The organism is Gemmobacter lutimaris, assembly GCF_003570715.1.
Taxonomy (GTDB): domain Bacteria; phylum Pseudomonadota; class Alphaproteobacteria; order Rhodobacterales; family Rhodobacteraceae; genus Gemmobacter; species Gemmobacter lutimaris.
In genome coordinates this window covers 82,491-106,307 of the sequence record NZ_QXXQ01000002.1, presented here as the reverse complement: position 1 = coordinate 106,307, position 23,817 = coordinate 82,491, and the positions used below count along the sequence as shown (strand labels likewise).

The 23,817-nt window shown below is 64.6% G+C and carries 20 protein-coding genes; 5 read left to right on the top strand and 15 right to left on the bottom strand.

Annotated elements, in window-relative coordinates; genetic code table 11:
- Window positions 1-86 precede the first annotated feature (86 nt).
- The 5 genes from D2N39_RS03690 to D2N39_RS03670 form a co-directional block, all read right to left on the bottom strand.
- Complete coding sequence (locus D2N39_RS03690) at window positions 87-1,829, bottom strand: sodium:solute symporter family protein (protein WP_119133447.1); 1,743 nt, start codon at window positions 1,827-1,829, stop codon at window positions 87-89.
- 15 nt (window positions 1,830-1,844) lie between these two features.
- Window positions 1,845-2,102, bottom strand: a complete 258-nt coding sequence (locus D2N39_RS03685; RefSeq protein WP_119133446.1) for a DUF4212 domain-containing protein — start codon at window positions 2,100-2,102, stop codon at window positions 1,845-1,847.
- 63 nt (window positions 2,103-2,165) lie between these two features.
- Window positions 2,166-2,852, bottom strand: a complete 687-nt coding sequence (locus D2N39_RS03680; RefSeq protein WP_119133926.1) for an adenylate kinase — start codon at window positions 2,850-2,852, stop codon at window positions 2,166-2,168.
- A gap of 5 nt (window positions 2,853-2,857) precedes the next feature.
- The gene (gene acs, locus D2N39_RS03675; protein WP_119133925.1) at window positions 2,858-4,795 is read right to left on the bottom strand and encodes an acetate--CoA ligase; all 1,938 of its coding nucleotides are present in this window, start codon (window positions 4,793-4,795) and stop codon (window positions 2,858-2,860) included.
- Window positions 4,796-5,125: 330 nt separating this feature from the next.
- On the bottom strand, window positions 5,126-6,778 hold the full coding sequence (locus D2N39_RS03670) for a SulP family inorganic anion transporter (RefSeq protein WP_119133445.1): 1,653 nt from the start codon (window positions 6,776-6,778) through the stop codon (window positions 5,126-5,128).
- Between the two features lie 83 nt (window positions 6,779-6,861).
- Between D2N39_RS03670 and D2N39_RS03665 the strand changes: the two genes are divergently transcribed.
- Window positions 6,862-7,353, top strand: coding sequence for a HugZ family pyridoxamine 5'-phosphate oxidase (locus D2N39_RS03665; protein ID WP_119133444.1), 492 nt, complete (start codon window positions 6,862-6,864; stop codon window positions 7,351-7,353).
- Here D2N39_RS03665 and D2N39_RS03660 read toward each other — a convergent pair.
- The gene (locus tag D2N39_RS03660; protein WP_119133443.1) at window positions 7,350-9,635 is read right to left on the bottom strand and encodes a right-handed parallel beta-helix repeat-containing protein; all 2,286 of its coding nucleotides are present in this window, start codon (window positions 9,633-9,635) and stop codon (window positions 7,350-7,352) included. The genes D2N39_RS03665 and D2N39_RS03660 overlap by 4 nt on opposite strands.
- Before the next feature lie 221 nt (window positions 9,636-9,856).
- On the opposite strand from D2N39_RS03660, the gene D2N39_RS03655 reads away from it, so the two are divergent.
- On the top strand, window positions 9,857-10,738 hold the full coding sequence (locus D2N39_RS03655) for a CHAD domain-containing protein (protein ID WP_119133442.1): 882 nt from the start codon (window positions 9,857-9,859) through the stop codon (window positions 10,736-10,738).
- Window positions 10,739-10,789: 51 nt separating this feature from the next.
- Here the strand turns inward: D2N39_RS03655 and D2N39_RS03650 are convergent, their stop codons facing one another.
- Window positions 10,790-12,370 carry a lysine--tRNA ligase gene (locus tag D2N39_RS03650; protein WP_119133441.1) on the bottom strand — a complete coding sequence of 527 codons (1,581 nt, stop codon included), beginning with the start codon at window positions 12,368-12,370 and terminating at the stop codon, window positions 10,790-10,792.
- Between the two features lie 166 nt (window positions 12,371-12,536).
- Here D2N39_RS03650 and D2N39_RS03645 point away from each other — a divergent pair, with 166 nt between their 5' ends.
- Window positions 12,537-12,908 carry a tellurite resistance TerB family protein gene (locus tag D2N39_RS03645; RefSeq protein WP_407645534.1) on the top strand — a complete coding sequence of 124 codons (372 nt, stop codon included), beginning with the start codon at window positions 12,537-12,539 and terminating at the stop codon, window positions 12,906-12,908.
- A gap of 37 nt (window positions 12,909-12,945) precedes the next feature.
- Here the strand turns inward: D2N39_RS03645 and D2N39_RS23625 are convergent, their stop codons facing one another.
- The 4 genes from D2N39_RS23625 to D2N39_RS03625 all read right to left on the bottom strand — a co-directional run bounded on the left by D2N39_RS23625 (window position 12,946) and on the right by D2N39_RS03625 (window position 17,246).
- A complete protein-coding gene (locus tag D2N39_RS23625) occupies window positions 12,946-13,521 on the bottom strand; it encodes a hypothetical protein (protein WP_119133439.1) in 576 nt (191 codons plus the stop codon).
- 21 nt (window positions 13,522-13,542) lie between these two features.
- Window positions 13,543-14,991 (bottom strand): OmpA family protein, encoded by a 1,449-nt coding sequence (locus D2N39_RS03635; RefSeq protein ID WP_147373447.1) that lies wholly within the window; start codon window positions 14,989-14,991, stop codon window positions 13,543-13,545.
- 83 nt (window positions 14,992-15,074) lie between these two features.
- Window positions 15,075-16,556 carry a D-alanyl-D-alanine carboxypeptidase/D-alanyl-D-alanine endopeptidase gene (gene dacB, locus D2N39_RS03630; RefSeq protein WP_233557046.1) on the bottom strand — a complete coding sequence of 494 codons (1,482 nt, stop codon included), beginning with the start codon at window positions 16,554-16,556 and terminating at the stop codon, window positions 15,075-15,077.
- Window positions 16,557-16,622: 66 nt separating this feature from the next.
- Window positions 16,623-17,246: a nicotinate-nucleotide adenylyltransferase gene (locus tag D2N39_RS03625; protein ID WP_119133437.1), complete on the bottom strand. Its 624-nt coding sequence runs from the start codon at window positions 17,244-17,246 to the stop codon at window positions 16,623-16,625.
- A gap of 76 nt (window positions 17,247-17,322) precedes the next feature.
- On the opposite strand from D2N39_RS03625, the gene D2N39_RS03620 reads away from it, so the two are divergent.
- Window positions 17,323-17,802, top strand: coding sequence for a GNAT family N-acetyltransferase (locus D2N39_RS03620; protein ID WP_119133436.1), 480 nt, complete (start codon window positions 17,323-17,325; stop codon window positions 17,800-17,802).
- Between the two features lie 133 nt (window positions 17,803-17,935).
- A complete protein-coding gene (gene ettA / locus D2N39_RS03615) occupies window positions 17,936-19,591 on the top strand; it encodes an energy-dependent translational throttle protein EttA (RefSeq protein ID WP_119133435.1) in 1,656 nt (551 codons plus the stop codon).
- A 51-nt stretch (window positions 19,592-19,642) separates the two neighbouring features.
- Here ettA and D2N39_RS03610 read toward each other — a convergent pair whose 3' ends face one another.
- The 4 genes from D2N39_RS03610 to rplQ form a co-directional block, all read right to left on the bottom strand.
- On the bottom strand, window positions 19,643-20,350 hold the full coding sequence (locus D2N39_RS03610) for a VIT1/CCC1 transporter family protein (protein ID WP_054301597.1): 708 nt from the start codon (window positions 20,348-20,350) through the stop codon (window positions 19,643-19,645).
- 64 nt (window positions 20,351-20,414) lie between these two features.
- A complete protein-coding gene (locus tag D2N39_RS03605) occupies window positions 20,415-21,722 on the bottom strand; it encodes a replication-associated recombination protein A (RefSeq protein WP_119133434.1) in 1,308 nt (435 codons plus the stop codon).
- A 37-nt stretch (window positions 21,723-21,759) separates the two neighbouring features.
- Entirely contained in the window at window positions 21,760-23,148 is a 1,389-nt protein-coding gene (locus D2N39_RS03600; protein ID WP_119133433.1) for a trypsin-like peptidase domain-containing protein, read from the bottom strand.
- A gap of 155 nt (window positions 23,149-23,303) precedes the next feature.
- Window positions 23,304-23,723 (bottom strand): 50S ribosomal protein L17, encoded by a 420-nt coding sequence (gene rplQ, locus D2N39_RS03595; protein ID WP_119133432.1) that lies wholly within the window; start codon window positions 23,721-23,723, stop codon window positions 23,304-23,306.
- Window positions 23,724-23,817 lie beyond the last annotated feature (94 nt).

Genomic DNA, 23,817 nt, shown 5'->3' with positions numbered 1-23,817 from the left:
GGCGCGCCGGATGGTGTTCGGGTCAGGGTGCGGGCCGGACCGGATGGCGCGCAATGCGCCAGATCAAACCCGCAGCCTTTACCCGGTCAGTGCGACTGGGCCGCACCGGCGCCTTTCGGCACGCGGATCGATTCCACCAGATCCTGCACCTTGGCGGGCGGGGCGCCCGTGGCACTGGACACCGCGAAGGCGACGGCGAAGTTGATCAGGGCACCCACCGCACCGAAGGACGTCGATTTGATCGACAGGAGCATCGGCGCGCTGTCCGAGAAGGACGCGGTATCCGCGACGAAGAACCAGCCCTTGTGCAGGAAGATGTAGACGATCGTCACGATCAGACCCGCCAGCATCCCCGCAACGGCACCCTTGTTGTTGATGCGCTTCGAGAAGATGCCCATCATCAGCGCCGGGAAGATCGACGAGGCCGCCAGACCGAAGGCAAGCGCCACCGTCTGCGCCGCGAAGCCGGGCGGGTTGAGGCCAAGGTAGGTCGCAACCGCGATGGCCACGCCCATCGAGATCCGGGCCGCCAGCAGCTCGTTCTTTTCCGAGATGTTGGGGTTCAGCTGGCCCTTGATCAGGTCATGCGACACGGCCGAGGAAATGGCCATCAGCAGACCGGCAGCGGTGGACAGCGCGGCGGCAAGACCACCGGCAGCGACCAGCGCGATCACCCAGCCGGGCAGATTGGCGATTTCGGGGTTGGCGAGCACCATGATGTCGTTGTTCACGGTCAGCTCGTTGACTTCCTTGTCGCCGACATACTGCACAAGACCGTCGCCGTTCTTGTCCTCGAAGGTCAGCAGGCCGGTCTTGGCCCAGTTACGAACCCAGGCGAGTTCTTCCTTGCCTTCGATGTCGGCCATCGACACCGGCGCGGCGGCCACACCCTGCGGGTAGATCGTGTTGATCAGGTTCAGACGCGCCATGGCCGCAACCGCCGGGGCGGTGAGATACAGCAGCGCGATGAACACCAGTGCCCAGCCCGCCGAAGACCGCGCGTCCGAAACCTTCGGCACGGTGAAGAAGCGGACGATGACGTGCGGAAGGCCGGCGGTGCCGATCATCAGCGACATGGTGAACAGGAACATGTTCAGCGTGGTGTCCGACTGGTTCAGGTAGGATTTGAAGCCCAGATCGGTGACCAGACCTTCCAGCGTCTGAAGCAGCGGCTGGCCGGTGTGAACCTCGTTCGAGAACAGGCCCAGCGCCGGGATCGGATTGCCGGTCAGTTGCAGCGAGATGAAGACCGCCGGAATGGTATAGGCGATGATCAGCACGACATATTGCGCAACCTGCGTGTAGGTGATGCCCTTCATGCCGCCAAGCACGGCATAGGCGAACACGATGGCCGCACCGATATAAAGGCCGGTCGCATTCGACACTTCAAGGAAGCGCGAGAAGGCAACGCCCACGCCGGTCATCTGCCCGATCACATAGGTCACCGAAGCGATGATGAGGCAGACCACCGCGACGAAACGCGCGGTGCCCGAATAGAAGCGGTCCCCGATGAATTCCGGCACGGTGAACTTGCCGAACTTGCGCAGATAGGGCGCCAGCAGCATGGCCAGCAGCACATAGCCGCCGGTCCAGCCCATCAGATAGGCCGAGGTATCGTAGCCGCCGAAGGCGATGATGCCAGCCATCGAGATGAACGAGGCAGCCGACATCCAGTCGGCGCCGGTGGCCATGCCGTTCATGACAGGGTGAACACCCTGGCCGGCAGCATAGAATTCCGCGGTCGAACCCGCGCGGGCCCAGATCGCGATCCCGATGTAAAGCGCGAAGGTCGCGCCCACCACCAGGAGGTTGAGGGTAAACTGATCCATGTTTCCCGTGCTCCCTTATTCTTCCACGCCGTGCTGGCGATCGAGTTTGTTCATCCGCGCGGCATAGGCGAAGATGAGGACGAGAAAGACGAGGATCGAACCTTGCTGGGCAAACCAGAAGCCCAGATCGGTGCCGCCGATCTTGATGCCCGCAAGCATCGGACGCAGAAGGATGCCGAAGCCGAACGAGCAGACGAACCAGACGACCAGATAAATCATGATCGTGCGGATGTTCGCGGCCCAGTAGGCATTCGACGAGGACTTGTCCGCCATGAGTGCTACTCCCTGAGTGTTTATCCGTCCCGCGCCCCCTTCCCCGAGGGATGCGGGCCTCCCTTATGCCGAAACGCGGCTCACGATGGCGGAAAGCGTTCTGCGGATCTGGTCGATGGCCCCCATCGCGTCGATCCGTTCCAGAACGCCCTTGCCGTCGTAATAGGCGATCAGCGGCGCCGTCTGGGCATGATAGGCGGACAGCCTCTCGCGCACCGTCTCGGCATTGTCGTCGGCCCGGCGCTTGAACGTCGTGCCGCCGCATTTGTCGCAAGTGCCCGCAACGGCGGGCTGCTTGAATTCGTCGTGATACCCCTCGCCGCAACCGGCGCAGGTGTAGCGGCCGGACACCCGGCCCACCATCGCCTCGTCATCAACCTCAAGGCTGATGGCGGCGGTGACCTTCTGGTCGGTCGCGGCCAGCAGATCGTCCAGCGCGGCGGCCTGCCCCGCGGTGCGAGGAAAGCCGTCGAGAATGATGCCGCGCGCCACATCGGGCTGCGACATGCGGTCTTTCAGGATCGCCAGCACGATCTCGTCAGACACAAGCTGCCCGGCCTCCATCACTGCCTTGGCGCGGTTGCCGGCCTCGGTGCCCGCCGCCACGGCCGCGCGCAGAAGATCGCCGGTGGAAAGCTGCACCAGACCGAAATCCTCTTCCAGCATGCGGGCCTGTGTGCCCTTCCCGGCGCCCGGAGGGCCAAGAAGGATCAGGACGGCGGGGCGCGTCAGGGTCGTGGCGTCGGTCATGCGCATCAGCCCTTGTTGCCGCGGTTGGCGATCAGGTCATCGACCACCGAAGGATCGGCCAGCGTCGAGGTATCGCCCAGCGAGCCGAAGTCGTTTTCGGCGATCTTGCGCAGGATGCGGCGCATGATCTTGCCCGAGCGGGTCTTGGGTAGGCCCGGCGCCCATTGGATGATGTCGGGCGAGGCAATGGGACCGATCTCGGTGCGGACCCATTTCACCAGATCCTTGCGCAGATCCTCGGACGGCTCGATCCCGTTCATCAGCGTGACATAGGCGTAGATGCCCTGCCCCTTGATGTCGTGCGGGAAGCCGACGACGGCGGCCTCGGCCACAGCGGCATGGGCGACCAGCGCGCTTTCCACCTCGGCCGTGCCCATCCGGTGACCGGAGACGTTGATCACGTCATCCACCCGGCCGGTGATCCAGATATATCCGTCCTTGTCGCGGCGGCAGCCGTCGCCGGTGAAGTAATAGCCGCGATACTGGGCGAAATAGGCTTCCTGGAAGCGGTCATGATCGCCCCAGAGCGTGCGCATCTGCCCCGGCCAGCTATCCGAGATGCACAGCACACCTTCGGTTTCCACCTCATCCTGCCGCTTGGCAGTCGCCGCATCCAGCACCACCGGCTTCACCCCGAAGAAGGGTAGCGTGGCCGAACCCGGCTTGGTGGGGGTGGCATAGGGCAGCGGGGTGATCATGTGACCGCCGGTTTCCGTCTGCCAGAAGGTATCGACGATGGGGCATTTGCCCTTGCCGACATGGGTATCATACCAGGCCCATGCCTCGGGGTTGATCGGTTCGCCCACCGAGCCGAGGATGCGCAGCTTCGACAGGTCGTACTTCTCGACCCATTCCGCACCCATGCCCATCAGAGACCGGATGGCGGTCGGCGCAGTGTAGAACTGCGTCACGGCATGCTTTTCGCAGACCTCCCAGAACCGTCCGGCATCGGGGAAGGTCGGCACGCCCTCAAACATGATCGTCGTCGCGCCATTGGCCAGCGGGCCATAGACGATGTAGCTGTGCCCGGTGACCCAACCCACATCGGCCGTGCACCAGAACACGTCGCCTTCCTGATAGTCGAAGGTATATTGATGCGTCATCGAGGCATAGACGAGGTAGCCGCCCGTCGTATGCACCACGCCCTTCGGCTTGCCGGTTGAACCCGAAGTGTAAAGGATGAACAGCGGATCTTCCGCCCCCATCGGGCGCGGAGGGCATTCCGGGCTGACCATGTCCATCATCAGCTTGACGTCCACATCGCGGCCCTGAATCCAGGTGATCTGGTCGCCGGTGTGCTTGACCACAAGGCAGCGCACCTTATCGGAACAATGCAGCAGAGCCGCATCGGTGTTCGATTTCAGCGGGGTGCGGCGGCCGCCGCGCGGGGCGGTATCGGCGGTGATGACCAGCTTGGCGCCGGAATCGTTGATCCGGTTCGCCAGCGCGTCGGGCGAAAACCCGGCGAAAACGATCGAATGGATGGCGCCGATCCGCGCGCAGGCCAGCATCGCATAGGCGGCCTCGGGGATCATCGGCAGATAGATCACCACACGATCACCGCGCATCACGCCCTGCGACAGCAGGACGTTGGCCATGCGGTTCACCTTTTCGGACAGTTCCTTGTAGGTGATATGCTGGGCCGGGGTCTTCGGGTCATCGGGTTCGAAAATGATGGCGGTTTGCAGCGCACGGTCCTTCAGGTGCCGGTCGATGCAGTTCACCGAGGCGTTCAGCACGCCATCCTCGAACCACTTGATGCTGACCTTGCCAAAGGTGAAATCGGTGTTCTTTACCTTCGTATAGGGCTTGATCCAGTCGAGCCGCTGCCCCTCGCGCCCCCAGAAGGCATCCGGGTCATCAATGGATTCGGCATACATCGCGCGATATTTGGCGGTGTCGGCATGGGCCTTGTCGAAATCCGTGGGCACATCGCGCACCATCGACGCGATATCGGCGGGCTGCTGGGTCATGGGCTCTCCCCCTCTTGCATAAAGCCGGTCACCCCGCCTGAACCGCGAGGCACCTCCATCCCTGCAAGTATTGTAAACCATTTTACGGCAATCATGTAACCCCTTTTGTAAATTGATTTTTTATGTAAATTCTTTAACTCGATATATCTGAAATTTGTAAATCATCTTTGGCGCGACATGATTTTGACAATAGGTTTCAAGACCCTACTGCTTCACAGCCGCGTGATATGTCAGACGGCGTGACGTAACGTCCCGCCGCGGGCTGCGGCAGAGTGTCTGCTCAGGAAGATCGGAAACGAATCAGTCCCGCTCGGCAGTCTGCGCAAGGGCGGCTTCAACCGCCGCAAGGTCGGGCAGATATTCCACCTCGGGCGCATCAAGGCCTTGCGCGCGCAAGATATGCCGTATGTCAGCACTGGTGCCGGTGAACCACAGGCGCCCACCCCGCCGCGCCACCTTGCGCGCCAGCAGGCCCAGCGACCGGGCGCCTGAACTGTCGATCAACGGCACGGCGCCGAAATCCACCACGATACTGCGCGGAACGTCGGCGATCCGGTCCAGCACGGCGCCAAGCTGCGCGGCGGCGCCAAAAAAGAATGGCCCAGACAGCCGGTAGACCAGCAGATCGTCGCGCGCCGCATCCACAGGCGCATCGGCCAACGGATGAACCCCTGCCATGTCGGACATCCGCTTGACGAAGACCAGACCCGCCATGGCGAAACCCACCACGATGCCCTCGGTCAGATCGCGGAACACCACCAGCAGGAAGGTGACAATGACGATGGCCGCATCCGCCCGCGACCCGCGCACCAAGGCGGCGAATTCATGCTTTTCCGCCATATTCCAGGCGACCACGGCCAGAACACCGGCCAAAGCGGCAAGCGGGATATATCCGGCCAGCGGTGCGGCGATCAGCAGGAACAGCAACAGGAACAGCGCATGCAGCATCCCCGAGACCGGGCCACGCGATCCTGCCCGCACATTGGTCGCCGTCCGGGCAATTGTGCCGGTGACGCAGAAGCCGCCGAACAGCCCGGCGCCAATATTCGCCATACCCTGCGCCAGAAGCTCGGCATTTGCGCGGTGCTGGCGGCCCGTCATACCGTCAGCCACCACGGCGGAGAGCAGCGATTCAATCGCCCCCAGCAGCGCGAAACTTGCGGCCCAGGGCAGCGCCGCCATCACCGTTTCCGCATTGATCGTCGGTAAAGCGGGCACCGGCAGCACCCGCGGCAACTCGCCGAACCGTTCCGCGATGGTTTCGACCGGCAAACCCGCCGCCGCCGCGAGACTGGCCAGCGCCACCGCGATCAACATCCCCGGCAGGCGCGGCGCGAAGTGCTTGATGCCTTCGATCACCGCGATGGTGCCAAGGCTGACCGCCACCGCCGCACCGCTGACGCTGCCCCGCGCTTCCCACAGCGCAGCCAGTTTGTGCAGGATCTCGGCCGGTTCCGGCCCTGACAGGGCCAGCCCGAACAGATCCTTGATCTGACTGGAAAAGATGATGACGGCGATCCCGGCAGTAAAGCCCACCGTCACCGGATAGGGAATGAAGCGGATATAGGTGCCCAACCGCAGCAACCCCGCCGCAGACAGGATCACGCCCGAAAGGATGGTGGCAAGGATCAACCCCGAAAGTCCGGTTGTGGCCGCGCAGGCGGAAACCAGCACGATGAAGGCCCCCGCAGGCCCGCCGATCTGATGCCGCGACCCGCCCAGAGCCGAGACGAGGAACCCGCCGACAATGGCCGTGTAAAGCCCGCGCTCCGGCCCTACGCCGCTGGCAATGGCGATGGCCATAGACAGCGGCAACGCCACGATGGCCACCGTAAGCCCCGCCAGCGCATCGGCGCGCAGGTCAGGAAGCCTGTAGCCTTCACGCAGGACCGTCACGATTTTCGGAAGAAACGGATTGGGGCCCGCGACATCGGGCTGGCTTGAACTGTGCATCTCGGGCCTGTAGCGAAGGATGCAGCCAGCAAACGCCCGCGACCCGGTTCCTGTCAATACCCGCCCAGCGCCCCGGAGGCCCCATGTCGCAACCCCGTCCCGACCCCGTGCAACCCGCCGATGACGATGCCCGCGCGCTTGCCCGCGACCTGCTGACCAATGCCCGCCATGCTGCGCTGGCTTATACCGATCCGGCCACCGGAACGCCGGGGATCAGCCGCATCGCCTTTGGCCTTGCGCCCGATTGCTGCCCGCTGACGCTGGTATCGTCACTGGCGGCCCATCGCCCCGCGCTGGAGCAGAACCCCGAAGCCGCCGTGATGGTGGGCGAGCCGGGCGACAAAGGCGACCCGCTGACCCATCCGCGCCTGATGCTGCGGATCACCGCCCGCCCGGTGGATCGCGCAGGGGCCGATTACCCGGCGCTGCGCGATCACTGGCTGGCGATGCATCCGAAGGCGAAGCTGTATATCGACTTTGCGGATTTCGCCTTTCTGCGGCTGGAGCCGAAAGGCGCGCTGTTGAACGGCGGTTTCGCCCGCGCCTTCCGGCTGTCCCCCGAGGATCTGCGCTAGTTCGGGCTGTCACAACGGATGGTCACCAGCGCCTTGCCCTTCACGCTGGATGACCATTTCAACGCCACCCTGTCTTCGCCTCCCCCTTGTCGCACCTCGGCGTAGCAGGTCGCATCCACCACGCTGTTCGCCCCGTTGCGCAAGGCGCCTTCAGCCTGAACCGAGGTGCAGGCAAGGGCATAGCCCCCAAAGGGGAAGTAACCGCCCGCATCCACCGTCCAGGTCGCGGCGGCAGTGTTCTGGCTGATGCCGACTGTCACCGGGCTCATGGTCACCTGCGAGACGCCATTGAACGTATTGCCGTCAAAGGTGATGTTGCGGGCACGGCCATGATCCAGCCCCGCCTGCGAGGTATCGACCTTCTCCACCCGGTCAATCGAGGCATTGACCAGACGGAATACATTGCCGGTAACCGACAGCCCGTTGATGAAATGCCCCGGCCCGCGCGGCCGGATCACCAGCCAGCGGAAGGCGGCCGATACATCGTTGGCAGTGAAGATATTGCCCGTCAGCGTCAGCGCCCCGAACGAAAACTCGCTGGCGAATTCGGGCGCCGGGTCATGTTCATTCGACCACTCGATCCAGCAGTTGTCGATGTAATTGCCGGTGAAGATCGTCTTGCAATTGGTGTTGGTCAGCACGATCCCCGCCTGCCGCAGCCCGTCGGTCTGATCATCGCCACCGAAGAAATGGTTGCCGATGAACATATTGCCATTGCCGCCCATCACCGCGAAACTGGCAAAGCGCACCACGCGGTTGTCGCGCAGCTTCAGGTCATTGGCGTTCGAGTTCAGCGCGATGGTATTGCGGTTCTGCGCCGCCATGGCCTGTTCGTCCGACAGAAACTGGCACTGATCGACAATCATCCCCTGACAGCCCGACCCGATGGAGGTGATGCCCCGGTCCTTCGGTCCGGTGAACACGCAATCGGCAATGCGGAAGGTCAGGCCGCTTTTGGCCAGCATGATCGCACTGGCCCGCCCCGAACAACCGAAGTCGATGTCGGTGATCTCGAACCGGGCAAGATTGTCGAAGCCAGAGAAATCCAGCAGATATTTGTAGCGGGTGAAGGTGAATGTCCGTGTGCCCTCCGCCCCCCACAGCGGCGCTGACAGCGTGACCGTGCCAGCCCCCACGTTCTTTTCCCGCACATAGACCTCGCGCCCGACACCCGTGCCGCTGACTCGCGCACCGACCGGAATGTTCGCCACATTCGCCACATTGGTCAGACGCGAGGCATTGCCGGGGCTGTAGGTGGCGACCGAGGTGACGGTATCGCTGTCCCATGCGGGCGAGCTTGCGGCATTCAACAAGCCGTTTGTCAGCACGCGGCGGCTTGACAGGCTCGTCAGGCCGCACAGATCGGCCACGTCGATGGGGGCGGTCAGGTCCACCTTGCGGCCAGACAGGTCAAAGACGACATGGTCCGTAAAATAGAACAGCGTCTGAAGCCCGCGCCTGAAGCCCTCGAGTTCACTCCCGAAAGCGGCGGCATAGGTGTTCAGGTCGTAGTTCCGCGTGCAGGTCAGCCGCGCATTGCCGGGCATCGACAGAGTGCCTTCAAACCGGACCGGGTTGTTGAAGGTGAAATTGCCGCCGATCCGGTAAGTGCCTTCGGACACCAGAACCGTGCGGCCGTCCGCCGCCGCATCGGCCGCCGCAAAGGCATCGGCGTCATTCGTCGTGCCATCCCCAATGGCACCGTAGTCCCGCACATCCACCACGTCGATCATCTTGCGGTGAAAGACCTCGGTCACATCTGCGATGACAATGTCGTCGATGCGCACCACGCCGCCATTCGCCCCGGTCAGGTCCAGCCCGAAATGGCCATAGACCGGCTCCACCCCCCAGACCAGATCGACACCCTGCCGGTTGCCCGATCCGATGATCGCGCTGACGGTCACCACCTCGCCATAGCTTGTCAGCGCAACTGCGGGGCCGGTCAACGGAACGCTGACCGCGCTGCCGTTCGCCCGCCCGGCATAGGCCGCGATGCGGACCGACGGCATATTGCCCGCCACCGCCTTGATCCGCACGGTGACACGCAGATACAGCCCCGGTTCGATCGGCGTCTGCCCCATATAGCGCAACCGTTGCACCGTTTCGGCCTTCTGCAATTCCAGACAGCCCGCGAAATCCTGATCCGATGGCACCAGCGCCGCATTGGGCTGCCCGGCATAGGTCGCCGTTCCCGGTGTGCCATCCTCGCGCGACCATTGGCTCAGTCCGGCTGAAAACGGCGGCGGCATCAGCACCAGACCATCGGTAATCGCCTTGTTCATCTCACATCCTCGCCTTCTGTTCCCGCGCCTGCCGCGCGCACCGGGCACAGGGGTAGCAAGGCGCGGTTAAGCCGGTCTGCGACAACCGCGCGCCACGGAGGTCCACGGCGCAACACCTCTGCATCGGCAATGATCCGCTGGCGTCACAAAACTGTCATATGACAGTTACAACCTCCGGTTAGGCCGGGGCGACAAGGCAGTTCTGCCGAACCGGAGCCTCCATGACGACCTATCAATTCGATCTCGCCGACGGATCGTTGCAGGATAGCCTGCGCCGCATCGCCCGGTCCGAGATCGCGCCCCTGCGCAGCCATCTGGACAGCGCGGAACCTCTCGACCCCAAGACGGTGCATGACATCCGTAAACGGATCAAGAAATTGCGCGCCCTTCTGCGGCTGACGCGCAGCGGGCTGCGCCGTGTGCAACCGGCCGAAAATGTGCTTTTGCGCGATGCGGCCAGACGCCTTGCCGCACAACGTGATGCCGCGACCCGGCTCAGGACGTTTGACATGATTGCCGGCAATGATCCGTCCACGGCATTGGGGGCGCTGCGCGCGCAACTGGTGGCCGAAGCGGCCGTTGCCACCACCCCACCGCCGGATCTGGGCGTGTTCTTCGCCTCGCTGTCGCTGCGCGTGGAAAACTGGGAGCTTTCGGGTTCGGATCGCAGCATCCTGACCGCCGGTCTGGCCGAAACCCGCGAACGCGCCCGCCGCGCCATGCGTGAGGCCCGTGACAGCGGCAACGCCGAGGCTGTGCACGACTGGCGCAAGCGCGCCAAGGATTTCTGGTATCAGGCGCGGCTGTTCCAGCCGGTCTGGCGCGATGTCATGCGCCCCTTTGTCACCTCGGCCGATGCCTTGGGCGAAATGCTGGGCCAGCATCATGATTTCGAGGTTCTGGCCGACCATATCGCCGCGATGCCGGAAAGCGACGTGAAACCCGAAGCGCGCGAGGCCGTCGCCACCCGCTGCCGCGAGGCACAGCTCGCCATCGAGGTTGAGGCCTATCCGCTGGGCGCCCGCCTGTTTGCGGGCGACCCCGAGGAAATGGCCACGCTCTGGGTCAAATGGTGGCGGCTCTGGCGTGCGCAGGTCGCCTGAATGCGAAAAGGGCACGCCATGGCGTGCCCTTTCTTTGTCTGCGAGGCCGCTTCAGGCTGCCAGTTCGCCCGCAAGGCCCCGATCAATCAGCGCCACAGTCTCCTGCACACCGTAGAGCGCGATGAACCCGCCGAAACGTGGCCCTTCGCTGGCGCCCAGCAGGACCTCGTAAAGCGCCTTGAACCAATCGCGCAGCGGCTCGAACCCGTGATCTTTGCCGACGGCAAAGACCATGCTTTGCAGCGCCTCGTCGTCCAGACCGCCTTCCCACGCGACCAGACGCGCCCGCAGATCCATGATCGCCGCGCGTTCCTGATCGGTCGGCAGACGGAACACACGGGTCGGCGCGATCTTGTCGGTGAAATAGCGCACCGCATAGCCCGCCGCCGCATCCAGATCGGGGTTGCCCTCGGGGCTTGCCTCCGGCGCATAGCGCTTGATGAAGCCCCACAGCCCCTTGGCATCCGTCGCCCCGGCCACCGAGGCAAGGTTGAGCAGCATGGAGAACGGCACCACCATCTTCGATTCCGGCGGGTTGCCGCCGTGGATGTGCCAGACCGGATTGTTCACCTGCTGGTCCACATCCTGTGTTGGATAGGCGCGCAGTTGCTGGTGGTATTCATCCACCGCGCGCGGGATCACATCCCACCACAACCGCTTGGCCGTCTTGGGCTTCTGATACATGAAATAGCTCAGGCTTTCGGCCGAGGCATAGGTCAGCCATTCGTCTATGGTCAGCCCGTTGCCCTTGGATTTCGAAATCTTCTGGCCATGCTCATCCAGGAACAGTTCATAGGTGAAGTGTTCCGGCTTCTTGCCACCCAGCACCTCGCAAATCCCGTCATAGATCGGGGTATTGGTGGAGTGGTCCTTGCCATACATCTCGAAGTCCACATCCAGCGCCGCCCAGCGGGCGCCGAAATCAGGCTTCCATTGCAGTTTCACATGGCCGCCGGTCACCGGCAGCGTCCATTCGCGGCCATCCTCGTCGTCGAAGGTGATGGTGTGGTTCACCGGATCGACGTTCTTCATCGGCACATAGAGCACCCGCCCCGTTTCGGGGTGGATCGGCAGGAAGCAGCTATAGGTCTGCTGGCGTTCCTCGCGCAGCGATTTCAGCATGATCGCCATGATCGCGTCATAGCGTTCCGTCGCCAGCTTCAGCGTGTCGTCAAAGCGGCCGGACTTGTAGAACTCGGTCGCGCTGATGAACTCGTATTCAAACCCGAAGGTATCGAGGAACCGCCGCAGCATCGCGTTGTTGTGGTGGCCAAAGCTCTCATATTCCCCGAACGGATCGGGGACCGAGGTCAGCGGCTTCTGGATATTGGCGTGCAGAAGCTCTTGGTTCGGCACATTTTCCGGCACCTTGCGCATGCCGTCCACATCGTCGGAAAAGCAGATCAGCCGCGTCGGAATGTCGCTGATCACCTCAAACGCGCGGCGGATCATCGTGGTGCGCGCCACCTCACCGAAGGTGCCGATATGCGGCAGGCCCGAGGGGCCATAACCCGTCTCGAACAGGACATAGCCCTTTTCCGGCGCCTTCTTTTCATACCGCTTGAGAATCTTCCGGGCCTCTTCAAAGGGCCAGGCTTTCGATTTCATCGCGGCGTCACGAAGGGCGGACATCGGCGGATCCTTTCATATCGCGGGCCCCGTGCCCGCGCAGAACCCGCCTGTCCTATTGCCGCCCCTGCCCGGCGTCAATATTCTCGGGGGCGATACAGTGCAAAGGACGACCCTCGTGCCCGATACGCCCCCTTCCCTTTCTCCGCAGGACGCGCTTGTTGCCGTTATGATCGCGGTTTCCGCCTCGGATGAAAACATGCGCACCTCAGAACTGGTGGCGATTCAGCGCATGGTGAATCACATGCCGGTCTTCGCCGATTACGATACCGACCGTCTGCGCCCCGTCGCGCAGACCGTCTTCGACCTGTTCGAAGAGGAAGACGGGCTGGATGCCCTGTTCGGCCTGATCCGCGACGCGCTGCCCGACCGGCTGTTTGAAACCGCCTACGCGCTGGCGTGTGATGTGGCGGCCGCCGACGGCCAGCTGAACGAGGTTGAACTGCGCATGCTGGAAGAGGTGCGCAACGAGCTGTCGATCGACCGCCTGCATGCCGTGGCAATCGAGTGGAGCGCCCGGGTCCGCCATCTGAAGCCCTGAAATTGCAAAGGCCCGGAACAGAAGTCCGGGCCTTCCCTCAGCCCTCGCCGCCGGGGCGTGGCGGCTGGCCTGCGGCCAGATCGCGCGCCTGCGCCACCCATTCATCGCGTGTGACGCGGCCCTTGAAGCCTTCAAGGTTCTCGTCCACCCAAGCGATTTCTGCCGCCGTCCAGTTGGCGATCTGGTCGAAATGGAAAAAGCCCAGCCGGTGCAAAAGGGTCTCCAGCTTCGGCCCCACACCCTTGATCAGCTTCAGGTCATCCGCCGCGCCGTCACGCGGGGCTGACAACGCCTCGGGACGCTGGGCTTTCGCTGGCATCGGGACCATTGCCGCAGCCGGTGCTACAATCTGCGCCATAGCCGCATCCTCGGCCCGGCGCCTGGTGACCTCCAGTTCGGCCTCCAGCGCCGCAATGCGCGACGCCTGATCGCTGCCCCGTGCCTCGCAAGCCGCAAGGCTGTGGCGCAGCCGGTCCGCCGCACCCTCATCGACCGTCACGGTTGTCGTGCTGCGCCGCCCCCAGATGATCCATCCCGCCAGCAGCCCGACCAGGGCAGCCAACAGCAACAGCACCCAGATTTCACCGACAAGGAACCCCCAGTTCCTGAACATATGCACTCTCCTCTGTCCCGATCACTCAGACCACAGCACCGTGGTACGCCGGTTCTTCGCCCGGCCTTCATCCGTCGCATTGTCGGCCACCGGCATCGAGGCGCCATAGCCCCGCGCCCGAAGCATGGCCGCCGATACACCACGCGCCACCAGCGCGGCGCGCACCGCCTCGGCCCGGCGCTGGCTCAGCCCGATATTGCCCAAGGGATCGCCCGTCGCATCGGTATGCCCCCCGATCTCGGCCTTCAGTCCCACGGCTGCACAGGGCGCAATAACCGCCGCCAGCCGGTTCAGCACACGCAAGGCATCGGCATCCAGCCGGTCGGAGCCGGTCACGAAACTGACGGTCGCTCCGCCCAGAACGGCTTCGGCCTGCGCCTGACAACTCGCCCGATCCGCAGCAAAATCGGCGACCGGCAGCCAATAGCCCGCCGAAAGCCGCTCGACCTGCCCGGTCGCGGCATTCATCCGTTCGGTGCCCTCTGCCTGCTCGCTGGTCACGACATCAATGTCCAGCGCCACATCCGGGCCAAGCGCCTCTGCCAGCCGCCCGGCGATCAGTTCAGGGTCGGCCCCGGCGCCGAACCCGGCCTCGACCCGGCTGCCGCCCTGACCGATCCGCACGCGCAGGCGTTCAAAATCCGCCATCCAGCTTTTCAGCGCCACAAACAGCGCTGGCACCTCGGGTGCAGGATCGCCGATCAGCGCCGCTTGCGCCTCGTTCCCGATACGGTCAAGACCAAGGGCCCCGGCCACTGCCGCCACATCCAGCCCCTTGGGCAGCTTCCCGGTCACGACCGCACCCTGCATCGCCGAATAATCGAGCGTCCAGTCGGGCGGTGTGCCATCGTCCTGAAGTGTCAGATCCGTCTGGACAGCACCCTCCGGCAAGCCCTGAACCGCTGCAAGAACTGCATCCCGCTCGGCCGGGCCCAGCACCTCGCCCGTGACGCGCAGCTTGCCGTCGCTGACCTCTGCCGCGCCAAGGATCATCGGCCCCAGCGCCGCGATCCCTGCCTCGACCGCTGCCATCTGACCCTCCGGCGCCCCGGAGGCCAACACGAGCCCCGAGGACGCTTCACCCAGCACAGGCACCAGCACAGCGCGCGCCTTTTCGGTCGGGATATGACCGCTGGCCGAAAGCCCGCCATCCGCCGCCTTGAATACCGCCGTTTCAAACGGCGCGGCGGCGGGCAGAAGCTCCAATTCGCCCCGCACCACACGCCGTCCCGGAACCGCGTTCAGCGCCACCATCAGCGCATCGCGTTCCCCGGCACTATCCGCCAGCCCTGCGACATTGATGTCACGCCCGGACACCATGGTCGATATGCCATGCACCGAGCCTTCGGCCACCTGTGCCGCCTCGGCAGCGATCCGCGCCTGCATGGCAGGGGCCTGATGACCATTCGCCCAAAGCCCCAGCCCCGCGACAGCCAGAGCCATCGCCCCGATCCCCAGAACCTTGCGCAAGCCAACCTCCACCGTAAGACGGAGGCAGTCTTGACCGTGCAGGTTTCATGATCAAGGGGGAAGACCGCAGGAAATGCCGCAGATCAGCCGTGCAGCACGGCCCAGCGTGCAATGAGGGCGGATTGCAGCCGCCGTGCGCGCTTCTGGTAATCCAGCCCGCCTGCCGGCTGTTCCCGCGCCTCGGGCGGCAGGGCATCGCGTCGGGCGGTATCGGCGGCGAAGATGGCAAAGGCCAACCGACGGCCGCCGGGGGGCGAAATATACCCGGCCAGCGACGAAACGAAATTCAACGTGCCGGTCTTGGCACGCACCTGCACCGGATGCCCTTTGATGACCTTGCCCCTGTCATCCCGCATTCCGTAATTCTTCATCAGGCCCGGCAGCGCGCCCGCCTGCACATCGGCCAGCATCCGCGCCATGTCGGCCGCCGTGATGCGGTTCTGCCCGCCCAGCCCGGAATGATCGACGAAATGGGCCGACATGCCGTGCCGCAGCCGCGCCCATTCCTGCATCGCCACGGCCGAGGCCCGCAGACTGGCCGCTTGCGAAGCCGCCATGCCCGACACCTCGGCCGTGAGATTGGTCGAATGCTCCAGCATCCCTTTCAGGATGCCGTCCAGCGCGGGGCTGTCATGCCGGGCCACCAGTTCGGCCGCTTCTGGCAATGCGTCCACCACCTCGGGCGCGGCGAGCCCGATCCCCTGCGCCGCAACCAGCGTCCGGAACACATCGCCCGCATACAGCGCCGGATGCCGCACCGGCAGCCAACGCGCACCGCCCTTGCCCAGAGCCTCGGAGGCCACCGTCCAGCGATCGGTGCCTGCCTCACTCTCATAGGTGAACAGCGGCCGCGCGCGTTTGGCAATACGCACACTGGCCATATGCACCTCGGGGACGAACCGCTCGGCCCGCGCATCCATGCTCAGCCGCCAGTCTGCCCCGGCCCGGCGCCATTCGAAATGCACACGGTTGAAGTTTAGGTTCAGCCCCGCCACGGCCGGGTTGTATCCCACGAATTCCGGCTGTTCGCTGTCGATACGCGCCAGACGGGGCAGCGCCCCACCCCAGACGAGGAACCGGCCCGTCGCGCCCTTGATCCCGGCCGCCGCAAGCTTTGCCGCCAGATCGCCCAGCATGTCGGTATCCAGCACCGGGTCGCCGCCCCCGGCAAGGATCAGATCGCCCTGAACCACACCCTGCACGATCGGACCTGCCCGCAGAACGCGGGTCTGAAAACGATGCGCGGGCCCCAGCCGGTCCAGCGCATAGGCCGCCGTCACCGATTTCAGCACACTGGCGGGCGGCACCGACAGATCGGCGTCACGCGCTTCGATCACCGCACCGGTTTCCGCATCGGCCACGACAAAGCCAAAGGCCCCGCCCAGCTTCGCCGCCTCGATCAGCTGGTCAGCGCTTTGTAACTCGGTCCGCACCGCACCGCCGTCGCCCCTGCGACGCGGCAGCGGCGAGGTCGCGGGCGCCTCGGCCCAAAGCGGCGTCGCCGCACCGGCCAGAAGGCCGCCAAGCACGAAACGCCGGGTCGGAAGGATCGGGGACCGGGACATCGGGACTCACTCCTGTTCAACGCCCAAGGCATAGCGCCCCGAAGCGGCGCACGGAACCCCGCGTACTCAGCCCGGCGGCGCCTTGCCGCCCTGCCCCCACTCCCCGCGCGCCCGGATTGCGCTGGAAGACAGATCGTTCAGCGGCACATCGGCCAGAACCCAGACCGGCGGCCTGAGCAGCCCAAGCTTGCCCGCCGCACCTTCGGTCACCCGCTCGCGCGCATAGACACGCGCCGCCCGGCCCATCCGCCCCTTCAGCCCCCAGCCCGGCCGCGCCAGCACGCCAACCGGCACCGCCTGCATGATCTGTTCCCAACGGTCCCAGCGGTGGAATTGCACCAGATTGTCGGCCCCCATCAGCCAGACGAAATTCACCCCCGGATAAAGCGCCTGCAACTGCCGGATCGTCGCCGCCGTGTAGCGCGTGCCCAGATGCGCCTCCAGATCGGTGACCACGACGCGCGGATGCCGCATCAAGGCCCGCGCCCGCGCCAGCCGCTCGGCCATTGGCGCCGGCTGACGCGCCTTTAACGGGTTGCCGGGGGTCACCAGCCACCACACGCGGTCCAGCCCGAACCGGCGCAAAGCCTCGCGCGTGATATGCACATGGCCCTGATGCGCAGGATCGAATGACCCGCCCAACAGCCCCACTGTCATGCCGCGCGTCGCAATCGGAAACCCCTGACGCATCCCTGCCTCCCTGTCCCGCGTTCAAACCATGCGGACAAAGGCTTGCCAAGGGCCGATACGCAGGTGACAACAGGCCATGATCCCGATCCGCCCCTTTCCCGTCGATACGCCCGAGGCAACCGCCTGCCTTGTTGCCTATTTCGCCGAACTCAGTGCGCGGTTCGGCCAGACCTTCGATCCCTATGCCGATGCCGATCCCGGCGCGCTGCAACCGCCGCGCGGGCTGTTCCTGATCGCGGGAAGCGACGCTCCAGTGGGCTGCGTCGCCCTGCGCACCGGGGCCGAGGGCCTGCCGCCCGGTGCGGGCGAGGTAAAACGCCTCTGGGTTGCGCCCGTCGCCCGCGGACAGGGACTCGCCCGCCGCCTGATGGCAGAGGTGGAAACCGCCGCACGCGGCATGGGGCTGAGCCACCTTCGCCTTGATACCAGCCGCCACCTGCCCGAGGCGCAGGCGCTTTACCTGCGCGACGGCTGGACCGAGATCCCCCGCTACAACCGTAACCCCTACGCCGATCACTGGTTCGAGAAACGGCTGAGCCCGGCCCAAATTTCTTGAAAGAAATTTGCAAAAGTTTTTCGGAAAACTTTTGCCCTCCATGTCCGCCGCCAGCACAGCTTGATGCGCGCGCGTTGCCCTTCGCCGCTGCTTCCGCTACACACGCGCCAACCCGCGATACGGAGATCCCGCGATGGCCAGCTATCAATACGTTTACCACATGGATGGCGTCTCCAAGACCTATCCCGGCGGCAAGAAGGTGTTCGAGAACATCCGCCTGAACTTCCTTCCCGGCGTGAAGATCGGTGTGGTCGGCGTCAACGGCGCCGGTAAGTCCACCCTGCTGCGCGTCATGGCCGGCTGGGACAAGGATTTCACCGGCGAAGCCTGGGCCGCCAAGGGCGCGACCGTGGGCTATCTGCCGCAGGAACCGCAACTCGACGAAGCGCTGTCTGTGCGCGAGAATGTGAAGCTGGGCGTCGCCGCGAAACAGGCCAAACTCGACCGCTACAACGAACTCGCCATGAACTACTCGGATGAAACCGCCGACGAGATGTCGCGGTTGCAAGACGAGATCGACGCAGAAAACCTGTGGGATCTGGACAGCCAGATCGACATCGCGATGGAGGCTCTGCGCTGCCCGCCGGACGATGCCAATGTCGCAACACTTTCGGGTGGCGAGCGCCGCCGGGTCGCGCTGTGCAAGCTGCTTCTTGAAGCGCCCGACATGCTGCTGCTGGACGAACCGACCAACCACCTGGATGCCGAAACGATCGCCTGGCTGCAAAAGCACCTGATCGAATACAAGGGCACCATCCTGACCGTCACCCACGACCGTTACTTTCTGGATGACATCACGACATGGATTCTGGAACTCGAACGTGGCCGCGGCCTGCCGCACGAAGGCAACTATTCCTCCTGGCTGGACGCCAAGGCCAAGCGCCTTGCGCAGGAAGCCCGCGAGGACAAGGCCAAGCAGAAGGTTCTTGAAAAGGAACTGGACTGGATCCGCGCCGGGGCCAAGGCCCGTCAGGCGAAATCGAAAGCCCGTATCCAGGCCTATGAGAAGATGGCCGACGAGTCGGTCAAGGAACTGGTCGGCCGCGCCCAGATCATCATTCCGCACGGCCCGCGCCTTGGGTCCAAGGTCATCGAATTCGAGAATGTCTCCAAGGCGATGGGTGACAAGCAGCTGATTGAAAACCTGTCCTTCATGCTGCCGCCCGGCGGCATCATCGGCGTGATCGGCCCCAACGGCGCGGGGAAATCCACGCTGATGAAGATGATCACCGGGCAGGAACAGCCCGACAGCGGCACCATCACGCTGGGCGATACCGTGCAACTGTCCTATGTCGATCAGTCACGCGACAGCCTCGACCCGAACAAGAACGTCTGGGAGGAAATCACCGACAGCCTCGACATCGTGGTTCTGGGTGATGCCGAGGTGAACAGCCGCGCCTATTGCTCCTCCTTCAACTTCAAGGGGTCTGACCAGCAGAAGAAGGTCGGCATCCTGTCGGGCGGTGAGCGCAACCGCGTTCACATGGCCAAGCTGCTGAAATCGGGCGGCAACGTCCTGCTGCTTGACGAACCGACCAACGACCTTGACGTTGAAACCCTTCAGGCGCTTGAAGCGGCAATCGAAGAATTCGCCGGCTGCGCGGTCATAATCTCGCACGACCGTTTCTTCCTTGACCGCCTCTGCACCCATATCCTCGCCTTTGAAGGCGATGCGCATGTGGAGTTCTTCGAAGGCAACTTCGACGATTACGAACAGGATAAGATCCGCCGCCTCGGCCCGGATTCCGTGAACCCCAAGCGTGTGAAATACAAGAAGTTCACCCGCTGAACAAAAAACGGCGCGCCCCTGGCGCGCCGTTCCTCTTTCCGGCCCGCTGCCTCAGACAGCAATACCGAAGACATGGCCAACCCCGGCGGTAATCGCCATGGCCGCCGCCCCCCAGAACAGCACCCGCAAAGTCGCCCGCAGTTTCGGCGCGCCGCCCGCCTGCGCCCCCAGCGCACCCAGCACCGCAAGGCAGACCAGCGTCGCGATCACCACCACGGGGATCACCAGCCCTTCCGGGGCCAGAATCGCCGCCAGCAACGGCATCGCCGCCGCAATCGAGAAGGTCAGGCCCGAAGCGAAGGCCGCCTGCAAGGGGTTGGCGGCATGCACCTCGCTTAACCCCAGTTCCTCGCGCACATGGGCGCCAAGCGCATCCTTCTCGGTCAACTCGCGCGCCACAAGCGCCGCAGTCGCCGGTGAAAGCCCCCGCGCTTCGTAGATCGAGGCCAGTTCACGCTCTTCCTCCTCGGGCATGTCGATCTGTGCCTGCCGTTCGCGCGCAATATCGGCACGCTCGATATCGGATTGCGAACTGACCGAGACATATTCGCCTGCCGCCATCGACATGGCACCTGCGGCAAGTCCGGCGGCGCCTGCGATCAGCACGGCCGAGGGCGAGGGATCGGCCGCCGCCACCCCCACGATCAGCGAAGCTACGGAAACGATGCCATCATTCGCCCCCAGAACGGCCGCGCGCAGCCAGCCGGAGCGGTTGATGAAATGCAGTTCTTCATGGGCAGATTGGTAGGGAAGGCTCATCTAGTCCTCACATGTCACATCCTGAATGTGTCATGCCGCACCAGCCGCCACAAGCCCGCCGCTGTCACACCCCGTTGCGCCGGGCGCGCAGCTTCGCAAAATAATCCACACGCTTTTTCAGCTCGCGTTCGAAGCCACGTTCCGGTGGCGCGTAGAACACGGGGCGTTTCATGCCTTCGGGGAAATAATCCTGCCCTGAAAAGCCGTCCTCGGCATCATGGTCATAGGCATAGCCCGCACCATAGCCGATCTCTTTCATCAGCTTGGTCGGCGCGTTTCGGATATGCAGCGGCGGCGGCAGGCTGCCGGTGTCGCGCGCGGCCGCCCGTGCGGCCTTGTAGGCCACATAAACGCCGTTCGACTTGGGCGCGAGCGCCAGATAAACCACGGCATTGGCCAGCGCCAATTCGCCCTCGGGGCTGCCTAGCCGTTCATAGGTCTGCCAGGCATCAATGCAGACCGCCTGCGCCTGCGGATCGGCGAGGCTAATATCCTCCACCGCCATGCGGGTCAGGCGGCGGGCCAGAAAGCGCGGGTCTTCGCCGCCTTCCAGCATGCGGGCGAACCAGTAAAGGGCAGCATCCGGGTCGCTGCCGCGCACCGATTTGTGCAGGGCAGAGATGAGGTTGTAATGTTCCTCGCCCGACTTGTCATATTTGGTCGCCCGCCGCATCAGCCGCTGGCCAAGCTGTTCCGGCGTCAGCGTCCCGCCCTTGTGGGCCGACACCTGCTCGATCAGGTTCAGCAGCGCCCGGCCATCCCCATCGGCCATTTCCAGCAAAGTATCGCGCGCCTCGCCGTTCAGCGGCAGGGCGCGGCCCAGCTCCTTCTCGGCCCTTTGCGCAAGGCGTTCCAGATCAGCGAGGCTCAGCCGTTCCAGCACGATCACCTGCGCCCGGCTCAGAAGCGCGGCGTTCAGTTCAAACGAGGGGTTTTCGGTCGTGGCACCGACCAGAAGGATGGTGCCATCCTCCATATGTGGCAGAAACCCGTCTTGCTGCGCCTTGTTGAAGCGGTGGATCTCATCCACGAACAGCAGGGTTCCCTGCCCGTTGCCGCGCCGGATCTTCGCCTGTTCGAACACCTTCCGCAGTTCTGGCACCCCGGTGAAGATCGCGCTGATCTGCACAAAGGCCAGCTTGGTCTGATCGGCCAGCAGCCGCGCGATGGTGGTCTTGCCCACCCCCGGCGGCCCCCAGAGGATCAGCGACGACAGGCTGCCCGCCGCCAGCATGGCGCCCAGCGGTCCGTCGGGGCCAAGCACATGGCCCTGCCCGATTACCTCGTCCAGGCTACGCGGACGCAGCCTGTCCGCCAGCGGGCGCGGCGCCTCGGGCTTGGGGGCAGAGGGGGAGTCGAACAGATCGGCCATGGTGCAAGATTACGCCGCCCGCGCGGGCGGCGAAAGGTCAGATGCGGAAGCGCAGCAAAAGCTGCTGCCCGCCGCGCTGCACCTCGATGCCCCAGCGGCGCGGGCCGGGCGCGGTCAGCCGCACCACATCGCCCGGCACCTTGACCGCCTCGCCGTTGATCGCCCGCAGCACATCACCGGGGCGCAGCCCTGTGCGCCCGGCCGGTCCCTTGGCCTCCGTCACAATCACGCCGTCGGCCGGGCTGTCACTCAGCTCCAGTTCGTCCAGAACAGCCGGATTGATGCGCGCCACCTCCAGCCCCTGCAAGACGCTGCTTTCGCCCAGCGTCACCGCCTCGCGCGCCGGGCTGTCAGGCGGCGCGACCAGGGCAACCCTGGCCTGACGCGCCTCGCCCCGATGCAGGTAATCCACCGTGATTTCACGACCCACCCCAAGCGCCGCCAGCCGGAACATCACGCCCTGCGGTGTATCCGTCGCCTCGCCATCGACCGACAGGATGATGTCACCGACGTCCAGCCCCGCCACCCTGAACGGGCTGTCCGGGTGCAGTGCCGACAGAACCACCCCTTCGGGCCGCGGCAGACCCAGCGCCTCGGCCATGGCCGAATCCATCGCCTGCCCGGTCACCCCGGCCCAGGGCCGTTTGAACCGCGTCTCGCCCGCCTTGGCCTGATCAATGAAGTTGCGCACCAGATTGGCGGGAATCGCAAACCCGATCCCGTTGGACCCGCCGCCCTTGGTGACGATGGCGGTATTGATACCGACAAGCTGACCCTTCATATCGACCAGCGCGCCGCCCGAGTTGCCGGGGTTGATCGCCGCATCGGTCTGCACGAAATAGCTGCGCCCGCCGCCCACCGCCAGCGACGACCGGCCAAGCCCCGAAACGATGCCCGAAGACACCGTCTGTCCCACCCCGAAAGGGTTGCCGATGGCCAGAACCAGATCGCCTACCTCCAGATCGTCGGAATTGCGCAACGGCAGCGAGGGCAGATCGGCCGCGCCTTCCAGTTGCAGCACGGCAAGATCGGCCTGCTCATCCGCCAGCAGCACATGCGCGCGGTATTCGCGGCGGTCCGACAGCTCCACCCGGATCTCCGTCGCCTGCCCGACAACGTGGTAATTTGAGACCACGATCCCCTCGGGGCTGACGATCACCCCCGAACCGAGCGAGTTCTGCACGCGCGGCGTGACACGGCCGAAGTCCTGAAAGAATTGCTCGAAGAACGGATCGCCGGCAAATGGCGTCTCGCGCCGCTGCACCACGACCGTCGCATAGATGTTCACCACCGCCGGGGTCGCGGCCTTCACCACGGGCGCGAAGCTCATGGTGATCTCGGCCTGCGAACCTGGCACGGTATCGGCGGGTGCGGTGACGGGAAGCAGCATCAGGCAGGCGGCAAGGGCGACTGGCAAACGAGGCATCAAAAGGCTCCGGTTTCAGGCAGTTCGCCCCGATATGGCGCGACGCACCCCAAAGGTGCAAGGCGCGATGCCTCACAAAAGCGGGACCGTGCCCCTGCAAATGCAAAAGGCCCGCCAGAACGGCGGGCCTTCCTGTGCCTGAAACGGCGGGAAGATCAGTCTTCCGCAGCCTCTTCGGCCTCGACGCGGGCGCGGTCGGCAGCGCCTTTGGCCGAGGGGTCACGATCCACGAATTCGATGATCGCCATCGGTGCCATGTCGCCATAGCGGAACCCGGCTTTCAGGATGCGGACGTAGCCGCCCTGACGGTCCTTGTAGCGCGGGCCGAGGATGTCGAACAGGCGCGCAACGTGCTTGTCCTCTTTGAGCTGGGCAGCAGCTTGACGGCGGGCGTGCAGGTCACCGCGCTTCGCAAGCGTGATCAGCTTTTCGATGATCGGACGCAGTTCCTTCGCTTTCGGAAGGGTCGTCTTGATCTGTTCGTGCTCGATGAGCGAGCCGGACATATTGGCGAACAGCGCCTTGCGGTGTTCGTGGGTGCGGTTCAGACGGCGGTAGCCGCGAGCGTGACGCATGGTGGTCTCCTACGGTTTTGCTTTGTGTTGCAGCCCTGCGTTGGGGCCGCGTCGTTGGGGCGGAATTGCCCAAGGTTCCCCGCCATCGCGGGCA